The organism is Nostoc sp. UIC 10630 (genome assembly GCF_010747425.1).
Taxonomy (GTDB): Bacteria; Cyanobacteriota; Cyanobacteriia; order Cyanobacteriales; family Nostocaceae; genus Nostoc.
The window spans coordinates 1-20,994 of record NZ_JAAGOG010000077.1; the positions used below are offsets into that span (position 1 = coordinate 1).

At 42.1% G+C, this 20,994-nt stretch carries 18 protein-coding genes; 9 read left to right on the plus strand and 9 right to left on the minus strand.

Annotation, left to right across the window (positions count from 1 at the left end):
• The 3 genes from G1O98_RS18605 to G1O98_RS40755 form a co-directional block, all read right to left on the minus strand.
• The coding region (locus tag G1O98_RS18605; RefSeq protein ID WP_243458476.1) for a glycoside hydrolase family 65 protein at positions 1 to 2,294 on the minus strand (2,294 nt) is incomplete at its 3' end.
• Positions 2,295 to 2,703: 409 nt separating this feature from the next.
• The gene (locus tag G1O98_RS18610) at positions 2,704 to 5,121 is read right to left on the minus strand and encodes a sucrose synthase (protein ID WP_163930426.1); all 2,418 of its coding nucleotides are present in this window, start codon (positions 5,119 to 5,121) and stop codon (positions 2,704 to 2,706) included.
• A 392-nt stretch (positions 5,122 to 5,513) separates the two neighbouring features.
• Positions 5,514 to 5,636: a hypothetical protein gene (locus tag G1O98_RS40755; protein WP_265578552.1), complete on the minus strand. Its 123-nt coding sequence runs from the start codon at positions 5,634 to 5,636 to the stop codon at positions 5,514 to 5,516.
• A gap of 82 nt (positions 5,637 to 5,718) precedes the next feature.
• Here G1O98_RS40755 and G1O98_RS18615 point away from each other — a divergent pair, with 82 nt between their 5' ends.
• On the plus strand, positions 5,719 to 6,036 hold the full coding sequence (locus G1O98_RS18615; RefSeq protein ID WP_163930428.1) for a HetP family heterocyst commitment protein: 318 nt from the start codon (positions 5,719 to 5,721) through the stop codon (positions 6,034 to 6,036).
• Between the two features lie 254 nt (positions 6,037 to 6,290).
• Here G1O98_RS18615 and G1O98_RS18620 read toward each other — a convergent pair whose 3' ends face one another.
• Complete coding sequence (locus G1O98_RS18620; protein WP_163930430.1) at positions 6,291 to 6,674, minus strand: sulfur transferase domain-containing protein; 384 nt, start codon at positions 6,672 to 6,674, stop codon at positions 6,291 to 6,293.
• A gap of 256 nt (positions 6,675 to 6,930) precedes the next feature.
• Complete coding sequence (locus G1O98_RS18625; protein ID WP_163930432.1) at positions 6,931 to 10,818, minus strand: PAS domain S-box protein; 3,888 nt, start codon at positions 10,816 to 10,818, stop codon at positions 6,931 to 6,933.
• A gap of 832 nt (positions 10,819 to 11,650) precedes the next feature.
• On the opposite strand from G1O98_RS18625, the gene G1O98_RS18630 reads away from it, so the two are divergent.
• Positions 11,651 to 11,902, plus strand: a complete 252-nt coding sequence (locus tag G1O98_RS18630) for a hypothetical protein (RefSeq protein WP_163930434.1) — start codon at positions 11,651 to 11,653, stop codon at positions 11,900 to 11,902.
• Positions 11,903 to 12,454: 552 nt separating this feature from the next.
• Here the strand turns inward: G1O98_RS18630 and G1O98_RS18635 are convergent.
• A complete protein-coding gene (locus G1O98_RS18635) occupies positions 12,455 to 12,688 on the minus strand; it encodes a DUF4327 family protein (RefSeq protein WP_163930436.1) in 234 nt (77 codons plus the stop codon).
• A 300-nt stretch (positions 12,689 to 12,988) separates the two neighbouring features.
• Here G1O98_RS18635 and G1O98_RS18640 point away from each other — a divergent pair, with 300 nt between their 5' ends.
• Positions 12,989 to 14,221 (plus strand): cysteine desulfurase-like protein, encoded by a 1,233-nt coding sequence (locus tag G1O98_RS18640; RefSeq protein ID WP_163930439.1) that lies wholly within the window; start codon positions 12,989 to 12,991, stop codon positions 14,219 to 14,221.
• 191 nt (positions 14,222 to 14,412) lie between these two features.
• Here G1O98_RS18640 and glp read toward each other — a convergent pair whose 3' ends face one another.
• Both glp and G1O98_RS18650 read right to left on the minus strand, forming a co-directional pair.
• On the minus strand, positions 14,413 to 15,702 hold the full coding sequence (gene glp / locus G1O98_RS18645) for a gephyrin-like molybdotransferase Glp (RefSeq protein ID WP_163930441.1): 1,290 nt from the start codon (positions 15,700 to 15,702) through the stop codon (positions 14,413 to 14,415).
• A gap of 49 nt (positions 15,703 to 15,751) precedes the next feature.
• Positions 15,752 to 16,378, minus strand: a complete 627-nt coding sequence (locus G1O98_RS18650) for a PEP-CTERM sorting domain-containing protein (protein ID WP_163930443.1) — start codon at positions 16,376 to 16,378, stop codon at positions 15,752 to 15,754.
• 203 nt (positions 16,379 to 16,581) lie between these two features.
• On the opposite strand from G1O98_RS18650, the gene G1O98_RS18655 reads away from it, so the two are divergent.
• From G1O98_RS18655 to G1O98_RS18670, 4 genes are all read left to right on the plus strand, one after another.
• Entirely contained in the window at positions 16,582 to 17,139 is a 558-nt protein-coding gene (locus tag G1O98_RS18655; RefSeq protein ID WP_163930445.1) for an RDD family protein, read from the plus strand.
• A 43-nt stretch (positions 17,140 to 17,182) separates the two neighbouring features.
• Positions 17,183 to 17,377, plus strand: coding sequence for a 50S ribosomal protein L33 (gene rpmG, locus G1O98_RS18660; RefSeq protein WP_012411241.1), 195 nt, complete (start codon positions 17,183 to 17,185; stop codon positions 17,375 to 17,377).
• Positions 17,378 to 17,379: 2 nt separating this feature from the next.
• The gene (gene rpsR / locus G1O98_RS18665; RefSeq protein ID WP_012411240.1) at positions 17,380 to 17,595 is read left to right on the plus strand and encodes a 30S ribosomal protein S18; all 216 of its coding nucleotides are present in this window, start codon (positions 17,380 to 17,382) and stop codon (positions 17,593 to 17,595) included.
• 303 nt (positions 17,596 to 17,898) lie between these two features.
• Positions 17,899 to 19,959: a ribonuclease R family protein gene (locus tag G1O98_RS18670; RefSeq protein ID WP_163930447.1), complete on the plus strand. Its 2,061-nt coding sequence runs from the start codon at positions 17,899 to 17,901 to the stop codon at positions 19,957 to 19,959.
• Positions 19,960 to 20,038: 79 nt separating this feature from the next.
• On the opposite strand, the gene G1O98_RS18675 is transcribed toward G1O98_RS18670, so the two are convergent.
• Positions 20,039 to 20,182: a hypothetical protein gene (locus G1O98_RS18675; protein WP_163930449.1), complete on the minus strand. Its 144-nt coding sequence runs from the start codon at positions 20,180 to 20,182 to the stop codon at positions 20,039 to 20,041.
• 236 nt (positions 20,183 to 20,418) lie between these two features.
• On the opposite strand from G1O98_RS18675, the gene rpmI reads away from it, so the two are divergent.
• Both rpmI and rplT read left to right on the plus strand, forming a co-directional pair.
• The gene (gene rpmI / locus G1O98_RS18680) at positions 20,419 to 20,616 is read left to right on the plus strand and encodes a 50S ribosomal protein L35 (protein ID WP_012411238.1); all 198 of its coding nucleotides are present in this window, start codon (positions 20,419 to 20,421) and stop codon (positions 20,614 to 20,616) included.
• 19 nt (positions 20,617 to 20,635) lie between these two features.
• The gene (rplT, locus tag G1O98_RS18685; RefSeq protein WP_069069781.1) at positions 20,636 to 20,992 is read left to right on the plus strand and encodes a 50S ribosomal protein L20; all 357 of its coding nucleotides are present in this window, start codon (positions 20,636 to 20,638) and stop codon (positions 20,990 to 20,992) included.
• The last annotated feature ends 2 nt before the right edge of the window (positions 20,993 to 20,994 follow it).

The window sequence follows — 20,994 nt, forward strand, 5'->3', positions numbered from 1 at the left end:
CCCTGCCCCCTGCCCCCTACCTCATTTGAGGGGAGATTTGGGGACAGAGAAAGTTGGAGATATTCTAGTTGACGAGTTATATTTTGGGGGATTTGTCCTTTGCGGAGATCGAAATCGTGCCATTTATTGCCCCAATGCAGTTTAAACTTTAGGCGCGTCCAGCCATCAGGCAGATGGGGGTTAGCTACTGGGCCGTTTTCAGTGATTTGGATGCCACCGAATCCAAAAATTACAGCTTGCCAAATGCCACCAGCACTAGCACCATGAATTCCATCGCTGGTGTTACCTCGGTTATCTTCAAGATCCACCATTAATGCGTGCAGAAAAACTTCGTAAGCTTCGGTTGATTTGCCTAAATCGGAAGCTAAGATGGCGTGAACTGCTGGGCCAAGGGAGGAACCATAAGTAATATCGGTACGGGGTGCGTAGTAATCCCAGTTTGCCTGCAATGCTTTTGCGCTGTAGGGAAAATCTGCTGATTCTCGCATTAAATAAAGAAGCATCAATATATCTGGTTGTTTGATTACTTGATATTTGTTGATTTTCTCAACACCCAAGATCGGTTGCATAGAGCGATCGCGTGGTTCGTAGTCTGCTAAATTTATATCTTCTAATTGGAAAAACCCCTCGCACTGCTCAATGAGTTCTGTTGATGGGTCATAGAGAAACAATATTTTGTTGATAATATCTTGCCAGTGCGATCGATCTTGAACAGTGAGTTGTAGTTTTTCTTCTAATTCTCTGGCTCGTTCGGGGAATTTTTGAACCAGCCAATCATAGACTGCGATCGCTTTCTCTAAATGCCATTGCGTCATCCGATTTGTAAAGGCGTTGTTGTGAACGAGTTCATGGTATTCATCTACTCCGATCACGCCGCGAATTTCATACTGTTGACGCTCAGGATTGAATTCTACCCGACTCGCCCAGAAGATAGCAGTATCTAAGATGATCTCTGCGCCGCACTTTTGCATCCACTCATCATCACCAGTGGTTTGCCAATAATTCCAAGCGGCGTAGGGAATATCTGCATTGATATGAATTTCGCGATCGCGGCACCAAATCCGCACATCTTCACCATAAAAATCATTTCCGAGTGCCCAACGTGGTGTTACTTCATCTCCAGTATCAGCACTTTCCCAGGCAAACATTGCCCCTTTATAGCCGTAATGGACCGCTTTGCGTCTAGCTCCTGGTAAGGTGTGCCAACGATAACTGAGTAAGTTTCGAGCGATCACTGGCTGGGTAAATATAAATAGGGGCAGCATAAAAATTTCTGTATCCCAAAATATATGACCGCGATAGCCAAACCCCGAAAGTGTTTTAGCAGGAATGCTCACCCTATCATCATTGCGTGCGCCAGCAATCAGCAGCTGAAACACATTGTAGCGAACAGCAAAAGCAGCTGTGCTATCCCCCTCAATTAGGATGTCACTTTGCTGCCAAACCTTATCCCATGCCTGCTGATTGGCTTTTTGTAGGGTTGGGTAGTCTGGCAGGTGGGCGAGTTTTTCTTGAGCGGCTGAGACTGGGGTATCAATCTCCTGTGAGGTAAAAACTGTCACTAATTTTTCTACTGTTACAGTCTGTTGCGCCTTAGCTAAGAAGTTACTGCTTAAGGTTGGATAACCAGGTGCGGTATTGACTTGCAAAGATGCTTCAGCGCCTAAGATTGTCACCTTAGCTCCCATCCCAAGTTCAATTCGGGAGTGGCGGGTGCGGCGTTGTAACCAAATTCCCTGGTCAGTTTTACCCTGATCTAGTCCTTCCCAGTGATTAAAACCCTGATTTTCAGGATAGCCGTTGATACTAGCTTGAATTTCGATTAACCCATCAAAATCTATTGGCGTTAAATGGCAGCGTAGCGCCAACACGTGCGGATCTGCGAGACTGGCAAAGCGTTCAAAGCTGATGTCTATGGTGTTTCCACTAGGAGAACGCCAACGCAAAGCCCGAATGACTAATCCCTGACGGAGATCGAGTTGGCGATCATAGCTCAATACCTCACCTTGATCGAGACGGAAGCGATCGCCATTCACAATTACTATCAAGGGTAGCCAGTCAGGGCAATTTACTAGTTCCGTGTACACTACCGGCACATCGTCGTAGACACCGTTGATAAAAGTAGCTGGTAATGAATGAGGATACCCTTCCTCAAAACTACCTCTAGTTCCCAAGTATCCATTGCCGATTGTAAAGACGGTTTCTTTAGATTGTAATTGGTCAGGATCAAACTGGGTTTCGATTAATATCCAGTCTGTGTAAATAAAATGGCGAGAATGGTCTTTTGTTTGCATAAAGTGGGGAGTAGGGAATAGGGAATGGGGAATGGGGAATGGGAAATGGGAAATGGGGAATTGGGAAATTTGATTCAGAGGTGGATGAATAAGTCTTTGAGCCTAATGCTTCAAGTTCTAATACCAATTTAATGTGAAGTTGCATATATCTTGATCCCCCTAAATCCCCCGATAAATTGGGGGACTTTGATAGATGTTTTTCTGGTTCCCCCCTTATTAAGGGGAGCCAGCGCGGTCTTCTCTGCGAGACGCTGCGCGGTAGCGAGTCATCGAGCGTCTGGGGTCTCCCCAAGTGGAGCGACTGGCGTGGGCTAGGGGGGATCGAATTATATGCAGCTTCATAAAAAATTGGTATAACACCTCCTCATAGACTCAAAATCCCCATCCAGTCACAATTACGAATTACGAATTACGAATTAGCCCCCATGTGCTTTTCTAAAATCTTTTCAGCTCTAGGTTTATAAATGAGATGGAATAATGTTTCCATATAGCGATCTCTGGCATCGTTATTTTCTGGTGCAACAAAGTTCCAAAAAGTAAACATTTTTGCCAGTAGTAGTAATTGATTACTATGTAAATGCCAATTGTATCGGTTATGAACTCGCTGACTCATCCATTCTGAGACTTCGTACCAATGTTCAGGATGAGTATTGCATTGTTCAATAAAATCTAAAATTTTCTTTGCTGTTTCTACCAAATCTGTAGGATTAACATTAAATTCTTCCTCTTGGTTTTCGATAATTTCTAAAGAACCGCCAAATTGAGTTGCGAAAGTTGGCAAGCCAGAAATCATTGCTTCTAAAATGCTCCGCCCAAAGGATTCAAAGCGGGCAAAGTGGACAGAAATCCCCTGACAATCTGCAACTACTCGGTAGGCTTCGCCAAGGCTGCTGCTAGGAATACGCATCCCCAGCCAGCGAATCTTACTATGGAGATGATATTGATCAATAATATTGTGGAGTTTTTGGATTTCTTCTGCTTCTTCTGGGTTTGTAGCTTCATCAGGATGCAGTTTACTACTCAAGAGGATCAAGTTACAATGCTCTTGCAACCTCTGACTTTGACCAAAGCACTCAGCTAATCCCGCAAGGTTTTTGATTGAACTGATGGAACTAACGGAAAAGATTGGTCGCTTATTAGGGCTATCTAAATGACCCAATATTTGGGGATCTTCGCGGATAAAGAGTAGGTCGTGAATTTCTGTACAAAGGTTAGAATCTCGGTTTTCTTTCTGACTATAGGGAAAGAAAATACTTTCATTTACTCCCGGTGGTACTAAGTTGAATTTGGGACTAAACAAATCAATCCCATCAACTACGTGATACAACTGCGGCATAGTAAAGCATTTATACGATTCGTATTGACCTATAGTGTCTGGTGTGCCGACAATTTCTTGATAGGAGGATGTGATGATGAAGTCGGCTGCATTCATGCTAATTAAATCAGCAGTGAATTGTGCCGAAAAGTGGTATTGATTTTCTAAATCTTGCCAATATAAATTACTAAATAGATACTTAGGCTTTTCTAAAGAATGGGCAATATTGCACTGAGTAACTTTCATCCGGCGAGATAAAAGAGAAGCCACTAAGTTACCGTCGCTGTAATTGCCAACAAGAAGATTAGGTTTACCTTTGAATTGAGTTAGTAATTCTTTTTCTGCATCTAAAGCAAATTGTTCTAAATAAGGCCAAATGTCAAATTTAGAAATCCAATTGTTAGTAATTTCTGGATTGAATTCACCAAAAGGAACGCGCAATATCCAAGCATTTTCAGTATCTTCGACTTTTTCTAGGGGCAGGTAACAAAATGTCCCTTCACAGTTAGGAATTAGTCGGGTGAGAATAATTACATGGGGTTTGATACCTAGCTGGTCTAGTCCAGCGAGTTTGATTTGTTCGCGCAGTTCGTTTTCTAAGCTGCGAGCTTGTTCGAGAACGTAGATAACTTGACTGAGTGTTTCATCTCTTCCGACAACATCTTCCTGTCCAACCCAGCCGTGGATGGAAATGAGGACGACGCGAAAAACGGCGGGGACGCGGGCCACAAATGCTTCTAATATGCCCGGTTCTGGAGAGTAAATGAGTCGGTCGAGGAGTTCTAGGGTTTCGGAGACTCGCGCCGCAGTGTTACCCCAACCTGGCTCAAAGCCGAGTTCTTGGAGGTCTAAGCGGAATTTTTCATAAGGTTCATCAGGCGATCGCTCATTCAGTAATTTGAGCGCTAGCTTAATTTGTTTGGCTAAATGAATACCGGAGGGAATGCGATCGCTCAACAGCAGCCGAATCCCATCATGTTGTAGCCCCTGTAATGCTTGAAACAGCATTTCTACCCAATATTCAGGGTCAGTCAACAATTGATTACACAGGTAACGGTTAAGGTAGGCTAAACCTTGACCAATATTTCTCGGGTCGTCGATTCTTGGAGAATCCTCGTAAAAGGGGTGAAGGTCGATTTCGAGGATACCGGGTTGGTAGCGGTTGACTAAGCGATCTCTTACATCTAGCAGCGCTTGTTGCGTCATCTGCTCGAAGCTATCTAAATTGGCTGTCAATCGCCAAACTTCCTGGTTAGCAATCTTGGGCCGAATCACGAACCAGGTACTTTCTTGTTCAATAATTATTTCGTGAGTGTACTGTATCAGTTTGCCAATACAAGAAGAGTGGTAAAAATAGGCTGGCTTTTGGGATTCATGACAGTAATCGGCAAAAGCTTGCAAAATCTCATTTCTCAGAAAATAACCCTTACCTGAAGCACTCAACGTATAAATTAACTGATGCAGAGCAGTTTTTTCATCACCGTTGAAGACAGCTTGAACTAGTTCATACATGATGACGAATTCCAAAACTTTAGCTAGTCCACGACCTCATTCTTTTCTCCAGTCTCCGGTTCCGTGAGGTACATTTCCCACCTAATAGTAGGTAACTATAAAGACCACGCGCGTCTAGCTATGGGATGAAACCTTGCGAGGACTTCAAATCTATGGGATGAGGGAGCAGGGGGAAGGGGAGAATTCGTAACTCCTAACGCTTCACGGGCTAAACCTTAGCTATCCGCTAACGGAACTGTTTTGCCCAATGCCCAATTCAAAAAACTGTCAATTTGGCTGGAGTAACAGCAAAGACAGATTATTCTATGTATAGTAGTTAGTTCTCAATCAAGCATAAAACACTATTCTCGGTCAAGCAATACAGCCAAATTTGAGCGATCGCTAGTAGAAAATTACTCCATAAATAAGTTAAATCCAGCAAGTTTTAGCATAATCAAACCAAATGTAAGCAGATTAAAGGCTGGTAAAACAGTCACTGCTAAAATTATCATCCGTCGTCGTTGTATTGCAGACATACTACTCAGCCCAATTCCAGCAACAGCTTATGGTGGCATAAACTGATACACCTCGATTTAGATAAGTTACATCAGGTTAGCTATGAACTACCACATTTCTTCTTCTGGGAAAAATTTTCACAAAGCCATTAGTCCAGAACAATTAGAGCAAGTTATGGAAGCCATTAGTGATGGTAGATATTCCTGGGCTTGTGTACTAATTTTGCGTTTCGTTGGTTACAATCCACTCCACTTTATTCCCCAACGAACTTACAGCCGTTTAATTAAAGACAATAGCCAGGTTTCAAATTCGTCTACATCTACAACAAATCAGAGCCAAGCAAATATCAAATCTTCTGTGACTAGCTCTAGTGGTTTTTACCCCACCCTAACCCTCCCCTTGGAAAGGCGAGGGAACTAGATTTCCGACTTCCCCCCAATCCATTGGGGGGATTGAGAGGGGTAATTTGACTTGTGTCTACACCGTAGCCTAAAAGGAGAGAGGTCAAACTGTATTGCTTCCATTCGAGAACCGCTATAGGAATCAAGAAAATAGAGAATTCCGATCCATCACTGATAGTGTAGCGCTAGCGATGTGAGGGTTTTTGCACCGAATTAATTATTAATTCTTAATCCTGAATTCTTTATTATATTAAAAATAAATTTAATTTATAATTATATTAAGCCTAAAGTAATAACTTTTTGCAGGGCTTTTTCAAAAGTTATGCCCTGTTTGATAGCGATATACAACAATACTATTGCGGCGGAACGAATTGAATTATCACAATGTATCAGAGTCGGTTTGGGTAATTCAGCGATCGTTTTATATATCTGGAGCATACTTTGATGATTAATGTCTTCAGTTTTGGTTGGGAAGTTAACGTAGTATAATCCCAAAAACTCAGTCTTCTCCTGTTCGTCAGCTAACAAGCCTGTTTCATCAGGTAAACGTAAGTTCAATACAGACTTATAACCCTCATCAGCTATTTGTTTGAGCTGGTCTAGTGTAATTTGTCCGGCGATCGCTAACTGATCGTTAATCTTCCTAACAATATTCATTAGCTACATTTATCCCATTTTATCAATGTTGGCCACCCTCTAAATTTAAGAAAACAATTTGAGGAACTTGTGAGGGATAGGGCATTGGGAATCAATACTTGTCGGGTTTTGGGGAAAAGGGGAAAGGGGAAAGAAAAAACCTTTAACCTTTACCTTTTAACCTTTTCCCCAAACCCAATTCCGAGTTAAAAATTCTTAATCGAGCAGTATTGCATTGGGAATTAATTCTTACCAATACACAATACCTACTCCTAGCTCATAACTCAGCACTGCTTCTAAATAAGTTGTGTAAACTTTTCAATAATTCTCTGGCCGTATAGGGTTTTGATAAAACTGCTTTCACATTAGCATCAGAAGCTTGAGCAAAGATTTCCATCGAGTTCAGTCCGCTACAGGCAATAATTTTAACCTGGTTGTTCATTTTTTGCAGGGTGCGAATAGCGGTGATTCCGTCCATCTCCGGCATCATTATATCCATCAACACGGCATTGATTTGATGCTTGTATTGGGCATAGAGTGCGATCGCTTCTATGCCATTGCTGGCAGCTACTATCCTATAGTTATAGTTTTCTAAAATGATTGCAGTAATTTCTCTAATTTGAGCTTCATCGTCTACAACTAAGATCAATTCTCTCTCTCCTGGAAGGACATCCAGGTCTTCTATATTGAACGCTTCAGTTGCTTCCACTGCTGGTAAAAACAGGTCAAATTTGCTGCCTTTACCAACATTAGTAGACACTTTGATAAAACCGGCATGGCTTTTAATGATGCCTAACACTGTTGAAAGTCCGAGTCCTGTACCTGTGTTGACTTCTTTTGTAGTGAAAAATGGCTCAAAAATTCTATTTAATATTTCTGGCGGTATCCCAACTCCGTTATCGGCAACGGTAATCATAATGTAATACCCAACTTGGGCATCGAGATTCATTCTGGTGTAAGCTTCATCAATAAACTTATTTTCTACAGAAATTGTGATCTTGCCACCATCTGGTAAAGCATCGCGGGCATTTACTACCAGATTCATCAACACTTGATGCAGCTGTGTGATGTCCCCAGTGATAGGCCAAGTGTCTTCTGGGATAATCGTGGACAATTCAATAGATTTGGGAAATGTTTCTTTAACGATTTGGATAATTTCTGAAATCAGATACTTAACTTGGATAATTATCCGCTCTCCTTTATATCCTCGTGCAAATGACAAGACTTGCTTCACCAAAGCTGCTCCACGTTGGGCATTGCTTTCTACAAGTGCTAGCAGTTGCCCAAACCGCTCTTCGTCTTGGAAAAATTTTCCTTGTATCAATTGGGCTGCTGCCAAAATTGGTGTCAATATATTGTTTAAGTCGTGGGCAATACCACCTGCAAGGATACCAATACTCTCCAATCTTTGAGCGCGAAAGAACTGTTCTTCAAGTTGTTTCTTTTCGGTGATGTCAGTGTCAACACTCAGGATAGATTTAGGTTTTCCTTCAGGATCGCGCATCAATGTCCATCGGCTTTGCACAACAATTTCTTTACCGGATTTTGTCACTTTAAATAACTCACCTTGCCACGAGCCACTCTCAATTACACTTTTTAGCGGTACTTCCAGTTGGTGCTGGGTTCCTGCTGGGTACAAAATTTTCCGGAGGTCTTTTCCTATAACCTCTCTAGAGAGCCAACCATACATCCTCTCTGCACCTTTATTCCAAACTAATATTTGAGATTGGAAATCTCTAACTAATATGGCATCGGTGGCTATATCAAGTAGAGCGGCTTGTTCGGAAATTTTTTGTTCCGCCAGCTTGCGCTCAGTGACATCCCTATTTGTGCCGATCATCCGAATCGGCTGACCAATTTCGTTATAGTAAGTCTGACCTTTGCAGTTTAACCAGTGTAGGCTGCCGTCGGACCAGATAATCCGATACTCTATAGATCCCTGTCCTTCCGCAATCATCCGAGCTATATTCACAGCCACAGATTCCCGGTCTTCTGGATGGATTAAATTGAAATAATCTTCAAGGCTTGGACACAAGGTGTTGCTCGGTAGACCATAAAGTGGCCCCATATTGGCAGACCAAATACAAGTATTGGTGATCAGGTTCCGATCCCAGATGCCCATTTGGGCTGCTTCGGTAGCTAAACTCAATCGCGCTTCACTTTCTCGCAATGACTCTTCGGCCAATTTACGCTCGGTGATATCTTCGGCGATGCCACCATAAAACTGAACTTCTCTTTGGTCATCATAAACAGTAAAGCTCCGATCCCAAATCCAGCGTACCGATCCATCAGGTCGCAAAATTCGGTATTCTGCTGAAGCTGCCTCACCACTAAGTTGTTGCTTTGCTGCTTTGGCGGTTAGCTCGCGATCGTCTGGATAAACGTTGTCTATCCAGGACTCAGGCTGCTCCAATAGACTTTGGCAAGAGCGACCCCAAATTTTTTCATAAGCAGGACTAACGTACAAGGTTCGGAATGAATCTGGGCTGGCAATCCAGATGACTGCATGGGTATTTTCGGCAAAAGTGCGAAATTTCTCCTCGCTTTGGTGTAATGCGGCTTCGGCAAGTTGGCGTTGGTGTAACGCGGCTTGCTGTTCGGTAATATCTCTGCCTACCGTTTGGATTTCAACAGCTTCTCCTTTGTCATCATGAATTGCGATCGCATTCCATTGAAACCAACGAATACCTTTAACTGTAAATATCAGTTGCTCAAAATTAGTCAAGGGTTGGGATGAAGATCCTAAAGCTGTGATATTCTCCATCACTTGAGGCAAGTCATCTGGGTGAAAAAATTGCCAAAATGACTGACCATGATACTCATCTTGTTTCCAGTCGAAGGTTTGACAGGCAGCCATGTTAGCGAAGGTAATCTGCCCCTGCAAATCAATGCGGATAACTATGTCAATTTGACTTTCCACAAGTTGGCGATAGAGGTTTTCGCTTTGCCTTAATGCAAGTTCTGCGCGTTGGCGATCGGTAATTTCTTGTCGCAACAAAACGTTGGACATGGCAAGTTCTGCTGTCCGTTCCACCACTCGTTGTTCTAACTCCTCGTAAGCTTGGCGCAGTGCTTCCTTTGTCTGTTGACGTTCGCGAATATCGCAAAGTAACCAGCGCCAGCCAACAAGATCCCCTTCTGAATCATACATGGCAGCAACTCTAACGCTAGCCGGAAAAGCTTTACCCCCGCGTGGTTTTAGGGAAATTTCCCACTCCTGTAACTGCTGCGAATTATTTAGTTGGGCGTTAAAAGCCTGACGGTCTTGATGAGCAATAAATAAAATTAATGGTTTGTTTCGTAAATATTTTTGCCGGACAGCCAGCATGGTTGCTGCCGCTCGATTAGCCTCTTGGATAATCCCTGCTACATCAGTTACCAAATAACCATCTGGAGCAAATTCAAACAAATCCTGGTAACGTTGGCGCTCCAATTCTACTAGCTCACGGGCAAGAGACAACTCTTCGTTTTGTTCGCGTAGTTCTTCTTCCACTACTTGGAGTTCTTCGAGAGCTAGCTGAAGTTCCTGATTAACTTGCATGATTTCAGCCGATTGTGCCTCAACCCATAATTTTAAGTGATTTTGAGTTTGGCTGCGGACTTGCTCTATCTCAATTGGCTGATTAACCCGCCTGAATTCATCTGTGGGTTTTTGTAAATATTCTTGCAAGCCTTCAACGACCCCAATCATTTTTACCAAGTCAAATGCTTGTAGCAGGCTAGTCTGGGTAATGATTCCTAGTAATTGCCCGCGATCGTCCAAAACGGGCAAATAGTCAGTCTGATGCTGACGCAATAATGACAAGGCAATGAAAATATCATTAGAATCTGATTGTCTAAGGGTAACTACTGGCTGCGTCATCACTTCAGCCATTGTCAGCGTAGAGAAGTCTACTCCAGAAGCTATGAGTTTGATTACGTCCTTTCCTGTAAAAATACCTAATAATCTTCCTGCCTCCAAAACGAAGATGCAACTAGTTAGTGGTTGAGTTCTCAAGCCTAAATCTAATGAATTTAAACTAATAGGTGCATAATTGTTAGCTATTTCTTGACTCATTAAGGCAATAGCTTCGACTACAAAACTATCAATGCTAATCGTTAAGGGAGAACGATTAATAACATTAGTTAAACTAGGTATGTTAATCAGAGGATCGTTGAATCGCATAGTTAATTCGTCAATTCTAATGATCTTTTCGATATCAGTACGAAATAATAAAAGCTAGAGTAAGTAAATTGTTGAAAATCAATAATTATTCTGCTGCAATTGCTAATAAATCAACTATTTGCCCTGTAAACCTTACAAGACCTAACACAGGCGATACGATACAAGTTAGTAACTAAACCAGGAAGTAGATAGAATTTTAGAATTGCTAAACTCATTCTATTGTCAAATTAGAGATAGCAGATCATCTATCTCAAGAGATTACCCTAATTGATGGTCTTGGTAGTCTTATGAGTATGAAATATTTGAAATTAATTGAAGAGTGTAAAGATTAAAACCTTGCTCCCGAACATTTGTACTTTTGGCTTTTATTGATAAGGCTCCAGCCACACTTTCAAGAGACAGAAGCCTTAAAGGAAAAGGGTTTGACATTTTTATTCAATCATAGCGAGTTGCACGCCACCAGTAAGGCTGTTCTCAATACTACTCGGGTTTTGGATTTTGAACTCAGAATTGGGTTTGGGGAAAAGGTTAAAGGGGAAGGGTTAAAGGTTTTTTCTTTCCCTTTTCCCTTTCCCCTTTTCCCCAAAACCCGACAAGTATTGAGGCTGCTCTTAAGTCCAGATAATTAGAGAATTTCTCAATAGCCTAAAGTTATTACTTAAAAAGTATGTATAAATATTGCAAAAATATTAAGTATCTTAAATTTCTTCACAAGTTCCTCATTTTTTTAAACTATAGTCAAAATATAAACAAGTTGTTTTAAATATCTACGTGCTTGTCAAATGACTACTCTGATTTGCAATAACACTTTTATTAACAGGTTTGAGAAAATATGAATTACTGTCCTTGCTGTTCAAGCTTACTTTTAGAACATATACGCGGTGCAGATAGTTACTGGTTTTGTCGCCACTGCTGGCAAGAAATGCCAGTTTATAAGCTGAACGAATCCAGTTTATTCACCGAAGCTGTCATAGGGAAAATACCTAGGAAGCCTCAAAAAGAAAAATGTAAAAATAATACTGTTTACGCAAGCCAATGGCAACCTATCAAAGAATGGATAGGGCTACAAGATTTATCTGCCTAATCTGAACTTACCGTGATCGTTTTGGTATAATTCAGCTCTCAATAATTGGGCAAGTAATTGTCATAAAGTGTAAGGCTATAGTTCAACCATGAGGTATTAACTGACACGGCTAGAAATATCAAGTCTAAAAAAGCTTGATTTTCGATTGTTATCTCATTTATCGCCTCTACATAGGAATGGCTAATAGATGCCTTGCCTCTAATCAGCCATTAACAATTCGTAATTTGTAACGCTAGCACTGGTTCTCTGCTATTTTCCAGCACCTAACCCATTCATTAAGATTTATTGTTGACTTCAATAATTTCTTCTAGGACTTACGCAAACAATAGTCAAAACCCTGATTCTCTGGTAGGGGCAATTCATGTAGATGCGGAGCGGCTACTCTTACGAGAACGCTTTCAGCGAACCCGCAGGGTATTGTCCCTACCATGTGTAGTTTTGTGTAAGTCCTATCTTGTTTAAAACCCCCGACTTAACTCGAGGGTTTTAAATGCATGAAAAATGAATTTTTAATTTTGATTTTATCGGGATACTGCTAATGGGGCACTGCTTCTAGATGCAGCCTGTATCATCTTCCCAAGATTCATGATTGAGTAGGTCGATAATTCTATCTCTGAGTAGAAATTCGTTTTTTTCTAACTCAAGTTCAAAATTAACCCAGTCACGATGAGGAATATATTTACATAGGGTATAAATCGTCTGCTGACGGTTAACAAGTCTTTTTTTAACAAGTTGAAGTGCTTCTTCCTTGATAACTTCGATGTCGTATTTAACCGTAGTGTTCATAGGTCGTTCCTTTATTTTCAATCAAGGAATTAAGAATCAAAACAATGGTTTCTTTGACTCTACCTCAAACTTATCAAATAAATTGGCGAGAATTGTGAAGAATCAAGACATTAACTCTTGCTGGAACTTAGATATCTCAGTAAGATACTCTTTGAGTTTCCCAGTATACCCCCCCAAGAGAGATTTTTGCAGAGCAATAACGCTAATATAAGAAGCTGTAAATAGCAGATGTAGATACTCTTTGGGCTACTTGCCAAAACGTAGGTTAGGGTAAATAACATTCTCTACAAAACTTATACTATGCTTTTGAATCTTGATAAAGTTCGTCAATATTTTCCTGCGCTAGCTAGTGAATGGACTTTTTTTGATAATGCTGGCGGTTCACAAACTCTAAAAAAAGTAGTAGATAGAATTAGCGAATTTCTCCTAAGTTCCGATGTCCAGTTGGGAGCTTCTTATGCGGTTTCTCAATTTGCGGGAGAAAGATTGGCTTTAGCAACTAGGGGAATGGCTACTTTGATTAATGCCAATTCTTCTAAAGAAGTAGTGATGGGCCCATCTACGACAATGATGTTGAAAGTTCTCTCAATTTGTCTAGGTCAAACCTTTACATCTGGTGATGAGATTATTGTTACTAATTGTGACCATGAAGCCAATATTGGTGCTTGGGTGGCTTTGGAAAAACAAGAAATTAAGGTTAAAGTATGGCAAATTCGCCCAGATACCTTAGAACTTCATTTAGCAGATTTAGAAGCATTGATGAGTCAGCGCACCAAATTAGTAACTTTGACTCATGCGTCTAATGTTTTGGGAACTATTAACCAAATCAAAGAAATTGCTACATTTGTACACGATCGCAACGCGATGATTTGTGTAGATGGTGTAGCTTATGCACCCCATAGATTAGTTGATGTGCAAGATTTGGATGTTGATTTTTATGCTTTGAGTTGTTATAAAGTCTACGGGCCACACCATGCCTTACTTTATGGCAAAGAAGAACATTTATTAAGATTGCCCGGACTTAATCATTATTTTATTCAACAGACAGATATACCTTATAAATTTCAGTTAGGGAATGTCAATTTTGAATTAAGTTATGGAATGTTAGGCTTATGTGATTATTTAAGTGAATTAGCACAACTGCACTACGGCGATAAAACTGCACCTGATTTGAGAAGTCAGATGGTGCAAGCGTTTGATTTAATTAGCATACATGAAGAAGAACTTAGCGATCGCCTCCTAAGCTACCTCAACAGCAAGCCTAATGTCCGAGTAATTGGCCAACCAAATGCTGACCGTCAATGCCGTGTACCGACTATATCTTTTGTAGTAGATGGAATGAATAGCTCAACCATTCCCGCAAAAATTGACCAACATTACATTGGGATTCGCTACGGAGACTTTTACGCTAAACGGCTTATTGAATACTTGGGGTTAGCCTCACAAGGTGGAATAGTCCGGGTGAGTATGGTACATTACAACACCCTTGAGGAAGTTAACAGTCTGATTGAAGCTTTTGAGCAGTTATTTTAAGATTGGGCATTCAAAAGAGGTAGAGGGGAAAACTCTTCTCCCTTGTTCCCTGCCTCCCCAATACTTTTCGGTTAAACCCAATAATCTCTCTTTTGGTATGGGGAAAGGTTAAAGGGCAATGGGGAAAGGGAAATTCAAACCTTTCCCTTTCCCCCTTAACCGAAAAGTATTGCCTGCCTCCCTACTCCCCATTAACTATTACTAAGCTGTAAAACTTGCACTTCTTCTTGTGGGTAAATGAATGTTTTACCCACCGGAAGAACAGCTAAAGCATTAGTTTGAGCCAAATTAATTAAATTTCCAGAACTGTGACTACCACCAGCTTTGTGAAATTCATAAACTCCATCAATTAAATGCAATTTACCCCAAAGGTAAGTTTCCCGCTTGCCATCAGATCGCAATTCATCATGCGATCGCACTTTCAAAAACACTGGTTCGCAACCTTCAGTAATTCCCGAAAGTTTCTTGATTGCTGGTAGCACAAACCGCCAAAATGTCACCAACACAGCTGCAGGGTTTCCTGGCAAACCAAAGTAAAGTGGGCTTGCCGTGAGCGTAGCCGAACGGGAGCTTGTAGAGACGCGATTAATCGCGTCTCTACTGGGAAAAGTAGCGACAGTAAGGGGTTTCCCTGGTCTCATTTCCACAGATCGAATGTGGATTTTTGCTTTTAGAGACTCTATAATTTTGTCAACATAGTCATAATCTCCCACTGAGACACCACCAGAAGAGAGAACTATATCAGCGATCGCCACGGCATGGGCAATAACTTTCTCCAGAACAACTGGATCATCCTTCACAATGCCTAACAGTATTGGTTCTGCGCCACTCTCCTTTACCAAAGCTGCGATCGCATACTGATTTGAATCCACAATTTGCCCTGGTTGTAACGGTTGATCAACTGTCACCAACTCATCACCAGTAGAAAAAATTGCCACACGCGGACGGCGGTAAACATTTAATTGTGGACATTGTGCTGCCGCCAATACAGCTATTTCTGAGGCATTTAACTTAATTCCGGCTGGTAACAGTTGTGTTCCAGCTTGGTAAAAAGATGCTTTGTGTCTGACAAATTCTTGCGGTTGTGGCGCAGCCAGGATAAATACGCGGTTTTCCTCGCGGCGTGTCCTCTCTTGTATGACTATGGTATCCGCACCTGCTGGAATCACCGCACCTGTGAAAATCCGCGCGGCTTCTCCTGATTGAATCCTAGACTTAGGTTGATACCCAGCCGGAATATCTTCAACAATTTCTAAAATGGCTGGTTGTTGAGCGCTAGAGTGCTGCACATCTTCGTACCGAACTGCGTAACCATCCATTGCCGAATTATCCCAATGGGGAAAATCTAGCGGACTGGTGACAGGCATTGCCAAAATCCGGCTATCGGCTGCCAATAAATCTACAACTTCTGTATCCCGTTGACAATCTAACGGTTGTACTAAATTTAAAATAATTGCTTGTGCATCGCTGACTGATACCATAGCGATCGCCTCCGACTTTTTACTTTATCTCTGTAAAGTAGCACTGAGTCTACTCTTGATTAGCTCTGGAGAGATTTCTATGAGCAGTCAATCCCAAACTACACACTGCTAGTAAACCGATAATTATGCTTCCTTCAGGAACTTTGGATACCTGAACGGAATTGTTACTTAAATCTAGGATTTGCTTTATGCCTGCTGCATCTCTATTGTTAAAACCAAATTCTTTAGCTAGAACCTCATTGCTAAAACCTTCATCAATGAGTGCGAGATTATTATTAAGCCAGGTGTCGCCAGGAAGTTCATCATCCTTACCAACATCAAAGGGGCCAAAGATTTGCTGGGTAGTATTATCAAAGTTAAATCTCAAAAAGCTGTAGTTAGATACACTACCAAGTACTGGAGTGAAACTATTAATCAGAGTACTAAATGGATCGAAGAAGGAAATTGAGAGAGACTGCAAGTTCTTCGTAGCTCCCAAACCTGCTTCAGAAATGACGCTTGGAGCAGTTGTTGTGTCGTAGTTAAATGAACCTTTAGCTGAATAACCCGTGTCTCCCTTCCAGTTAAAGTTGAACTCAGCAGCATCAGCTAGATTGTGAGTGGTTATAGCGATCGCTAATACTAAAGCAGTAGTCGCCACCATCCCAATAGCTTTTTTAGCGAACAGATTTGTCATAGATACAACCTCCAAATAGGTTTTACAACAAAACAATACAATATTTACCAAAAACAGACTCTTGTGGAATGGGCAACATGAACGCCCTAATTATGAAATTTTTCTGTGTAAGGGTTTAAAGGCCAAACCCAAGTCATCACCTTAATATAAAAAACAGCAGCAATCATTATTCTCCAACCCCTAAATAAAAATACCTATTGTGTATGACTATCGAACGACTTCCCCAAAAACACTATCCCAAGGCTGAAATTGGGCGGCGAGGTATGGCATTAGGGCTTGATTTCCTTGGTGTCTGGTTAGTCAGTTCCCTACTAGGAGGCGGCGATATTGGGATTCAATTTGTGCAAATCCTAGTTTTTGTAATATTTTGGCTGATTTTGCGGGTGTTGGTGGTATACAACAATCAAGGGCAAAGTTTAGGGCGTTGGGCGTTCGATTTAAAGGTGTTGGAAGTCGAAGATGGTGAAGTAGTGGGCAGAATTCCAGATTTGCTCTCGCTGGTGAAACGAGAATCGATCATCGGCTTGGGTGCGCTTTTGGTGTCAATTGCCCTGAGTAATATTAGAGCCAATCCCACTGCTATACTGCTAGTACTTCCCCTGGCAATTGATTGTGGGACTGCCTTCTCTGATACCCAGATGCGGCAGGCTTTACACGATCGCTATTGTGGAACTTTCATTGTTTCGTCGCGTCGTGGCTACTCACTTGATATAAAAGTTAAAAGATTAGTTGAAAATATGCGGCGGAATGTGAGAAGATAGTCATTTGTGTTAATTCTCTTCAGGCTTCACTGTTTGTAAGATTATGGCTAAGAGTAAAGGTGCCCGCATTATTATCACACTAGAGTGTACTGAGTGCCGGACAAATTCAGATAAGCGTTCTGCTGGTGTTTCACGTTATACCAGTACTAAGAATCGCCGCAACACCACCAACAGGTTAGAACTGAAAAAGTTCTGCACCCACTGCAACAAACATACCGTTCACAAGGAAATTAAGTAGAGATGAGTTATTTCCGTCGTCGTCTTTCTCCGATCAAGCCAGGAGAACCAATCGATTATAAAGATGTTGATTTATTGCGTAAATTTGTCACCGAGCGGGGTAAAATACTGCCACGGCGGATTACTGGGCTTACGTCTCAGCAACAGCGAGAGTTGACATTAGCAATTAAACGTTCGCGGATTGTGGCCTTGTTGCCATTTATCAATGCGGAAGGTTAGAGCAATTTGGGATTTAGAATTTTAGATTTTGGATTATAAAGGGAAGCTGCATTTAAATAAACATCTGGCTTTGTCTTTCTGAGTCCAAAATCTCAAATCTGAATCAGAGAGTGTAAAATAAATTGCTGCATAAAAAATTGTTGGATTTAGGATTTAATAAACATCCAGTTATAAAATCCCTTCGGGTTCAGCAGTCGCTCATGGGGGAAACCCCAAGACCGCGCTGCTTCACCAAAATCCAAGTTGCGCTGTAAGCGCACCAAAGTTGGAAGCAAAATCTAAAATTATTAGAGCGCGAGAGTTGTGGAGAAGGGCACGCTAGTTGAATTTAGGGTTCAAGGCGATCGCCGTCTGGGGATCGTAGAACGTCCAGACGGTAAAACCCGCTGGTTTGTGGTAGACGAACGTGGTCAATCCCACAGCCTCGCGCCTAGACAAATAACTTATACAGTTACCGGACAAACTTACAAGCCCTCTGAGATCGCGAGCTTTTTAGAGCAAGTCAACCCTTATTTAGACCCATCTAGCTTAGAGGTAGCTTGGGAAATACTGGTTGAAGATGGGGAAACAATCACCCCAGACCTGATGGCGAATCTCTTATTTTCGGAATCAGCCGCGCCTCATTGTTACGCCGCCTATTGCTTGTTATCAGACGACAAACTTTATTTCAAGCAAAAAGGAGATGCTTACGAGCCTCGAACTGCTGCTCAGGTGGCAGAACGCAAGCACCAGATGGAAGTAGAGGCATTAAAAGCTAAAGGACAGCAGGAATTTTTAACTCGTGTTGAGCAGGCGCTCAAAGGTGAAGCAGTAGAATGGCAGCGCCACGATCGCCAGCGTCTAGAAGGACTAGAAAAATACGCAGCGTTGCTTGCTGACACAGTACGGACGGGAGTTAATTATGACTCCTTAGCTCGCGCTTACCCACCAAGCGCTCCAGTATTAGAAACTATGACTATGCTGGGACGGCCCACAACGCCCCAAGGGGCTTTTCAACTATTAGTAGATTTGGGTTGCTGGAGTCCTTATGAAAACTTGTTCCTGCGTCGTTCTTCAATTCCGATTCAATTTCCTAATAAGGTGTTAGAAGTGGCGCAACAGCGTTTGGATTTCCCGCCGATTGACTCAGATACAAACCGCCTTGATCTGACTCACCTGAAGGTTTACACCATTGATGATGAAACTACCACAGAGATCGACGATGGTCTAAGTTGGGAAATTCTACCCGATGGACGGGAGCGCCTGTGGGTGCATATCGCCGATCCCACCAGATGGTTAGTACCGGAAGATGAATTAGATTTGGAAGCCAGAAAGCGGGGTAGTACAGTCTACTTACCTACGGGGATGATTCCGATGTTCCCAGAGGTATTGGCAACTGGGCCAATGAGTCTGATCCAGGGACGGGTTTGTTGCGCCCTCAGTTTCGGAATTGTTTTAGGTACAACTGGGGGAGTAGAAGATTACAGCATTCATACCAGTTCCATTAAGCCGACTTATCGTCTCACCTACGAAGATGTAGATGAAATGCTGCAATTACGGGTACAGGCAGAACCAGAAATTGCTGCGATCGCAAGTTGGGCACAGAAGCGCAAAGCTTGGCGTTACGCTCAAGGGGCGATTAGCATCACAATGCCCGAAGCGATGATCAAAGTCAAAGGTGACGAGATCAACATTGATATTTTGGACGATTCCCCATCACGGCAAGTAGTCGCAGAAATGATGATTGTTGCCGGTGAAGTTGCGGCTCGTTATGGTAAAGCTCATAACATACCTTTACCCTTTCGCGGTCAGCCCCAACCCGAATTACCCCCAGAAGAAGAATTACTGCTACTTCCAGCTGGATTCGTTCGCGCTTGCGCCATGCGTCGTTGTATGCCCAAGAGTGAAATGAGCATTACACCTCTGCGCCATGCTGGTTTAGGTTTGGATACCTACACCCAAGCAACCTCTCCCATCCGCCGCTACAGTGATTTGCTTACTCACTTTCAACTGAAAGCCCATTTGCGCGGTGAAGTTCTGCCATTTTCCGCAGATCAACTTAAAGAAGTGATGATGAATGTCACCAGCATCACCCAAGAGGTGACGATGGTAGAACGGCAAACGAATAGATATTATGCCCTAGAGTATTTACGCCGTCATCCAGAGGAAACTTGGGATGTAACTGTATTGATGTGGCTGCGAGAAGACAGCAACTTGGCCCTAATTTTGATCGAAGATTTAGGTTTGCAGTTACCAATGGTTTTCAAACGTTCTGTTAACTTAGGTGAACAGATAGTGGTGAAAGTTAGCCACGCCGATCCGCAAAAAGATATGATTCAATTTCAAGAAATAATTTATCAAGAAGCCCAAACAGCAGCGAATTAATTAATTCGTAATGATGCTCCTGCGTCGCTAACGTAATTCGTAATTATGTAAAACACTCGCGCGTAATTGTCTTTGCTTGCTAATCTTGAATTAGTTGGGTATGACGTTTGCGATCGCTGCAAAAAGCTCCGAAAAAGCCAAGGCGTATGGAATTGCCTGTGACACATTGCTTGAATAAGGCTAAACAGGCAAAGTCAGTCTCCGAGACTAAGGAAAAATTCAAAGTTTTAAACCCGCCCTCATGGGTTTTGATTGTGTAGACGTGGTTTATAACGCAATACAGTTCAGATAAGACCAAAACACTTGTAGAGACGGCGATTTATCGCGTCTCGAAAACCCAAAATTTTGCCAATCGCCCTTAACCCAAGCGTATTGGTTTATAACGGACTATCTAACTTAATTTCCATTACAACAATTTTATTAGTATAATAATGGATCGTGTCGAATTAAAGCTATACCATGCCTAAACTCAAGACTCGTAAAGCCGCAGCGAAACGATTCCGTGCCACCGGCACCGGTAAAATCGTCCGTCGGAAAGCTGGCAAAAGCCACCTTTTAGAACACAAATCTTCCGACAAAAAACGTAGCATGTCCAAGACCACACTTGTACATGAACGTGATGAACTCAACGTGCGCTTGATGCTCCCATATTTGTAAGTCCTTCAGGAAATAAGTTATGACTCGGGTAAAACGCGGTAATGTAGCTCGCAAACGCCGCAATAAAATTCTCAAACTAGCTAAAGGTTTTCGCGGTTCTCACTCAACTCTGTTTAGAACTGCCAACCAACAAGTAATGAAGGCACTACGCAGTGCCTACCGCGATCGCAAAAAGAAAAAGCGCGATTTTCGTCGCCTTTGGATCACCCGCATCAACGCTGCTTCAAGACAACACGGCTTGAGCTACAGCCAATTGATCGGTAACTTGAAAAAAGCTGATATCCAACTAAATCGCAAGATGTTGGCACAATTGGCAGTCCTCGATCCAGCTAGCTTTGGCAAAGTTGCGGAACTAGCAAATCAAGCTAAAGGATAAAG

What these genes read in the sequence shown, in the direction of transcription:
- G1O98_RS18610 (WP_163930426.1), bottom strand. Translation starts at nt 5,121, where the DNA reads ATGTATGAACTAGTTCAAGCTGTCTTCAACGGTGATGAAAAAACTGCT.
- G1O98_RS40755 (WP_265578552.1), bottom strand. Translation starts at nt 5,636, where the DNA reads ATGTCTGCAATACAACGACGACGGATGATAATTTTAGCAGTGACTGTT.
- G1O98_RS18615 (WP_163930428.1), top strand. Translation starts at nt 5,719, where the DNA reads ATGAACTACCACATTTCTTCTTCTGGGAAAAATTTTCACAAAGCCATT.
- G1O98_RS18620 (WP_163930430.1), bottom strand. Translation starts at nt 6,674, where the DNA reads ATGAATATTGTTAGGAAGATTAACGATCAGTTAGCGATCGCCGGACAA.
- G1O98_RS18625 (WP_163930432.1), bottom strand. Translation starts at nt 10,818, where the DNA reads ATGCGATTCAACGATCCTCTGATTAACATACCTAGTTTAACTAATGTT.
- G1O98_RS18630 (WP_163930434.1), top strand. Translation starts at nt 11,651, where the DNA reads ATGAATTACTGTCCTTGCTGTTCAAGCTTACTTTTAGAACATATACGC.
- G1O98_RS18635 (WP_163930436.1), bottom strand. Translation starts at nt 12,688, where the DNA reads ATGAACACTACGGTTAAATACGACATCGAAGTTATCAAGGAAGAAGCA.
- G1O98_RS18640 (WP_163930439.1), top strand. Translation starts at nt 12,989, where the DNA reads ATGCTTTTGAATCTTGATAAAGTTCGTCAATATTTTCCTGCGCTAGCT.
- glp (WP_163930441.1), bottom strand. Translation starts at nt 15,702, where the DNA reads ATGGTATCAGTCAGCGATGCACAAGCAATTATTTTAAATTTAGTACAA.
- G1O98_RS18650 (WP_163930443.1), bottom strand. Translation starts at nt 16,378, where the DNA reads ATGACAAATCTGTTCGCTAAAAAAGCTATTGGGATGGTGGCGACTACT.
- G1O98_RS18655 (WP_163930445.1), top strand. Translation starts at nt 16,582, where the DNA reads ATGACTATCGAACGACTTCCCCAAAAACACTATCCCAAGGCTGAAATT.
- rpmG (WP_012411241.1), top strand. Translation starts at nt 17,183, where the DNA reads ATGGCTAAGAGTAAAGGTGCCCGCATTATTATCACACTAGAGTGTACT.
- rpsR (WP_012411240.1), top strand. Translation starts at nt 17,380, where the DNA reads ATGAGTTATTTCCGTCGTCGTCTTTCTCCGATCAAGCCAGGAGAACCA.
- rpmI (WP_012411238.1), top strand. Translation starts at nt 20,419, where the DNA reads ATGCCTAAACTCAAGACTCGTAAAGCCGCAGCGAAACGATTCCGTGCC.
- rplT (WP_069069781.1), top strand. Translation starts at nt 20,636, where the DNA reads ATGACTCGGGTAAAACGCGGTAATGTAGCTCGCAAACGCCGCAATAAA.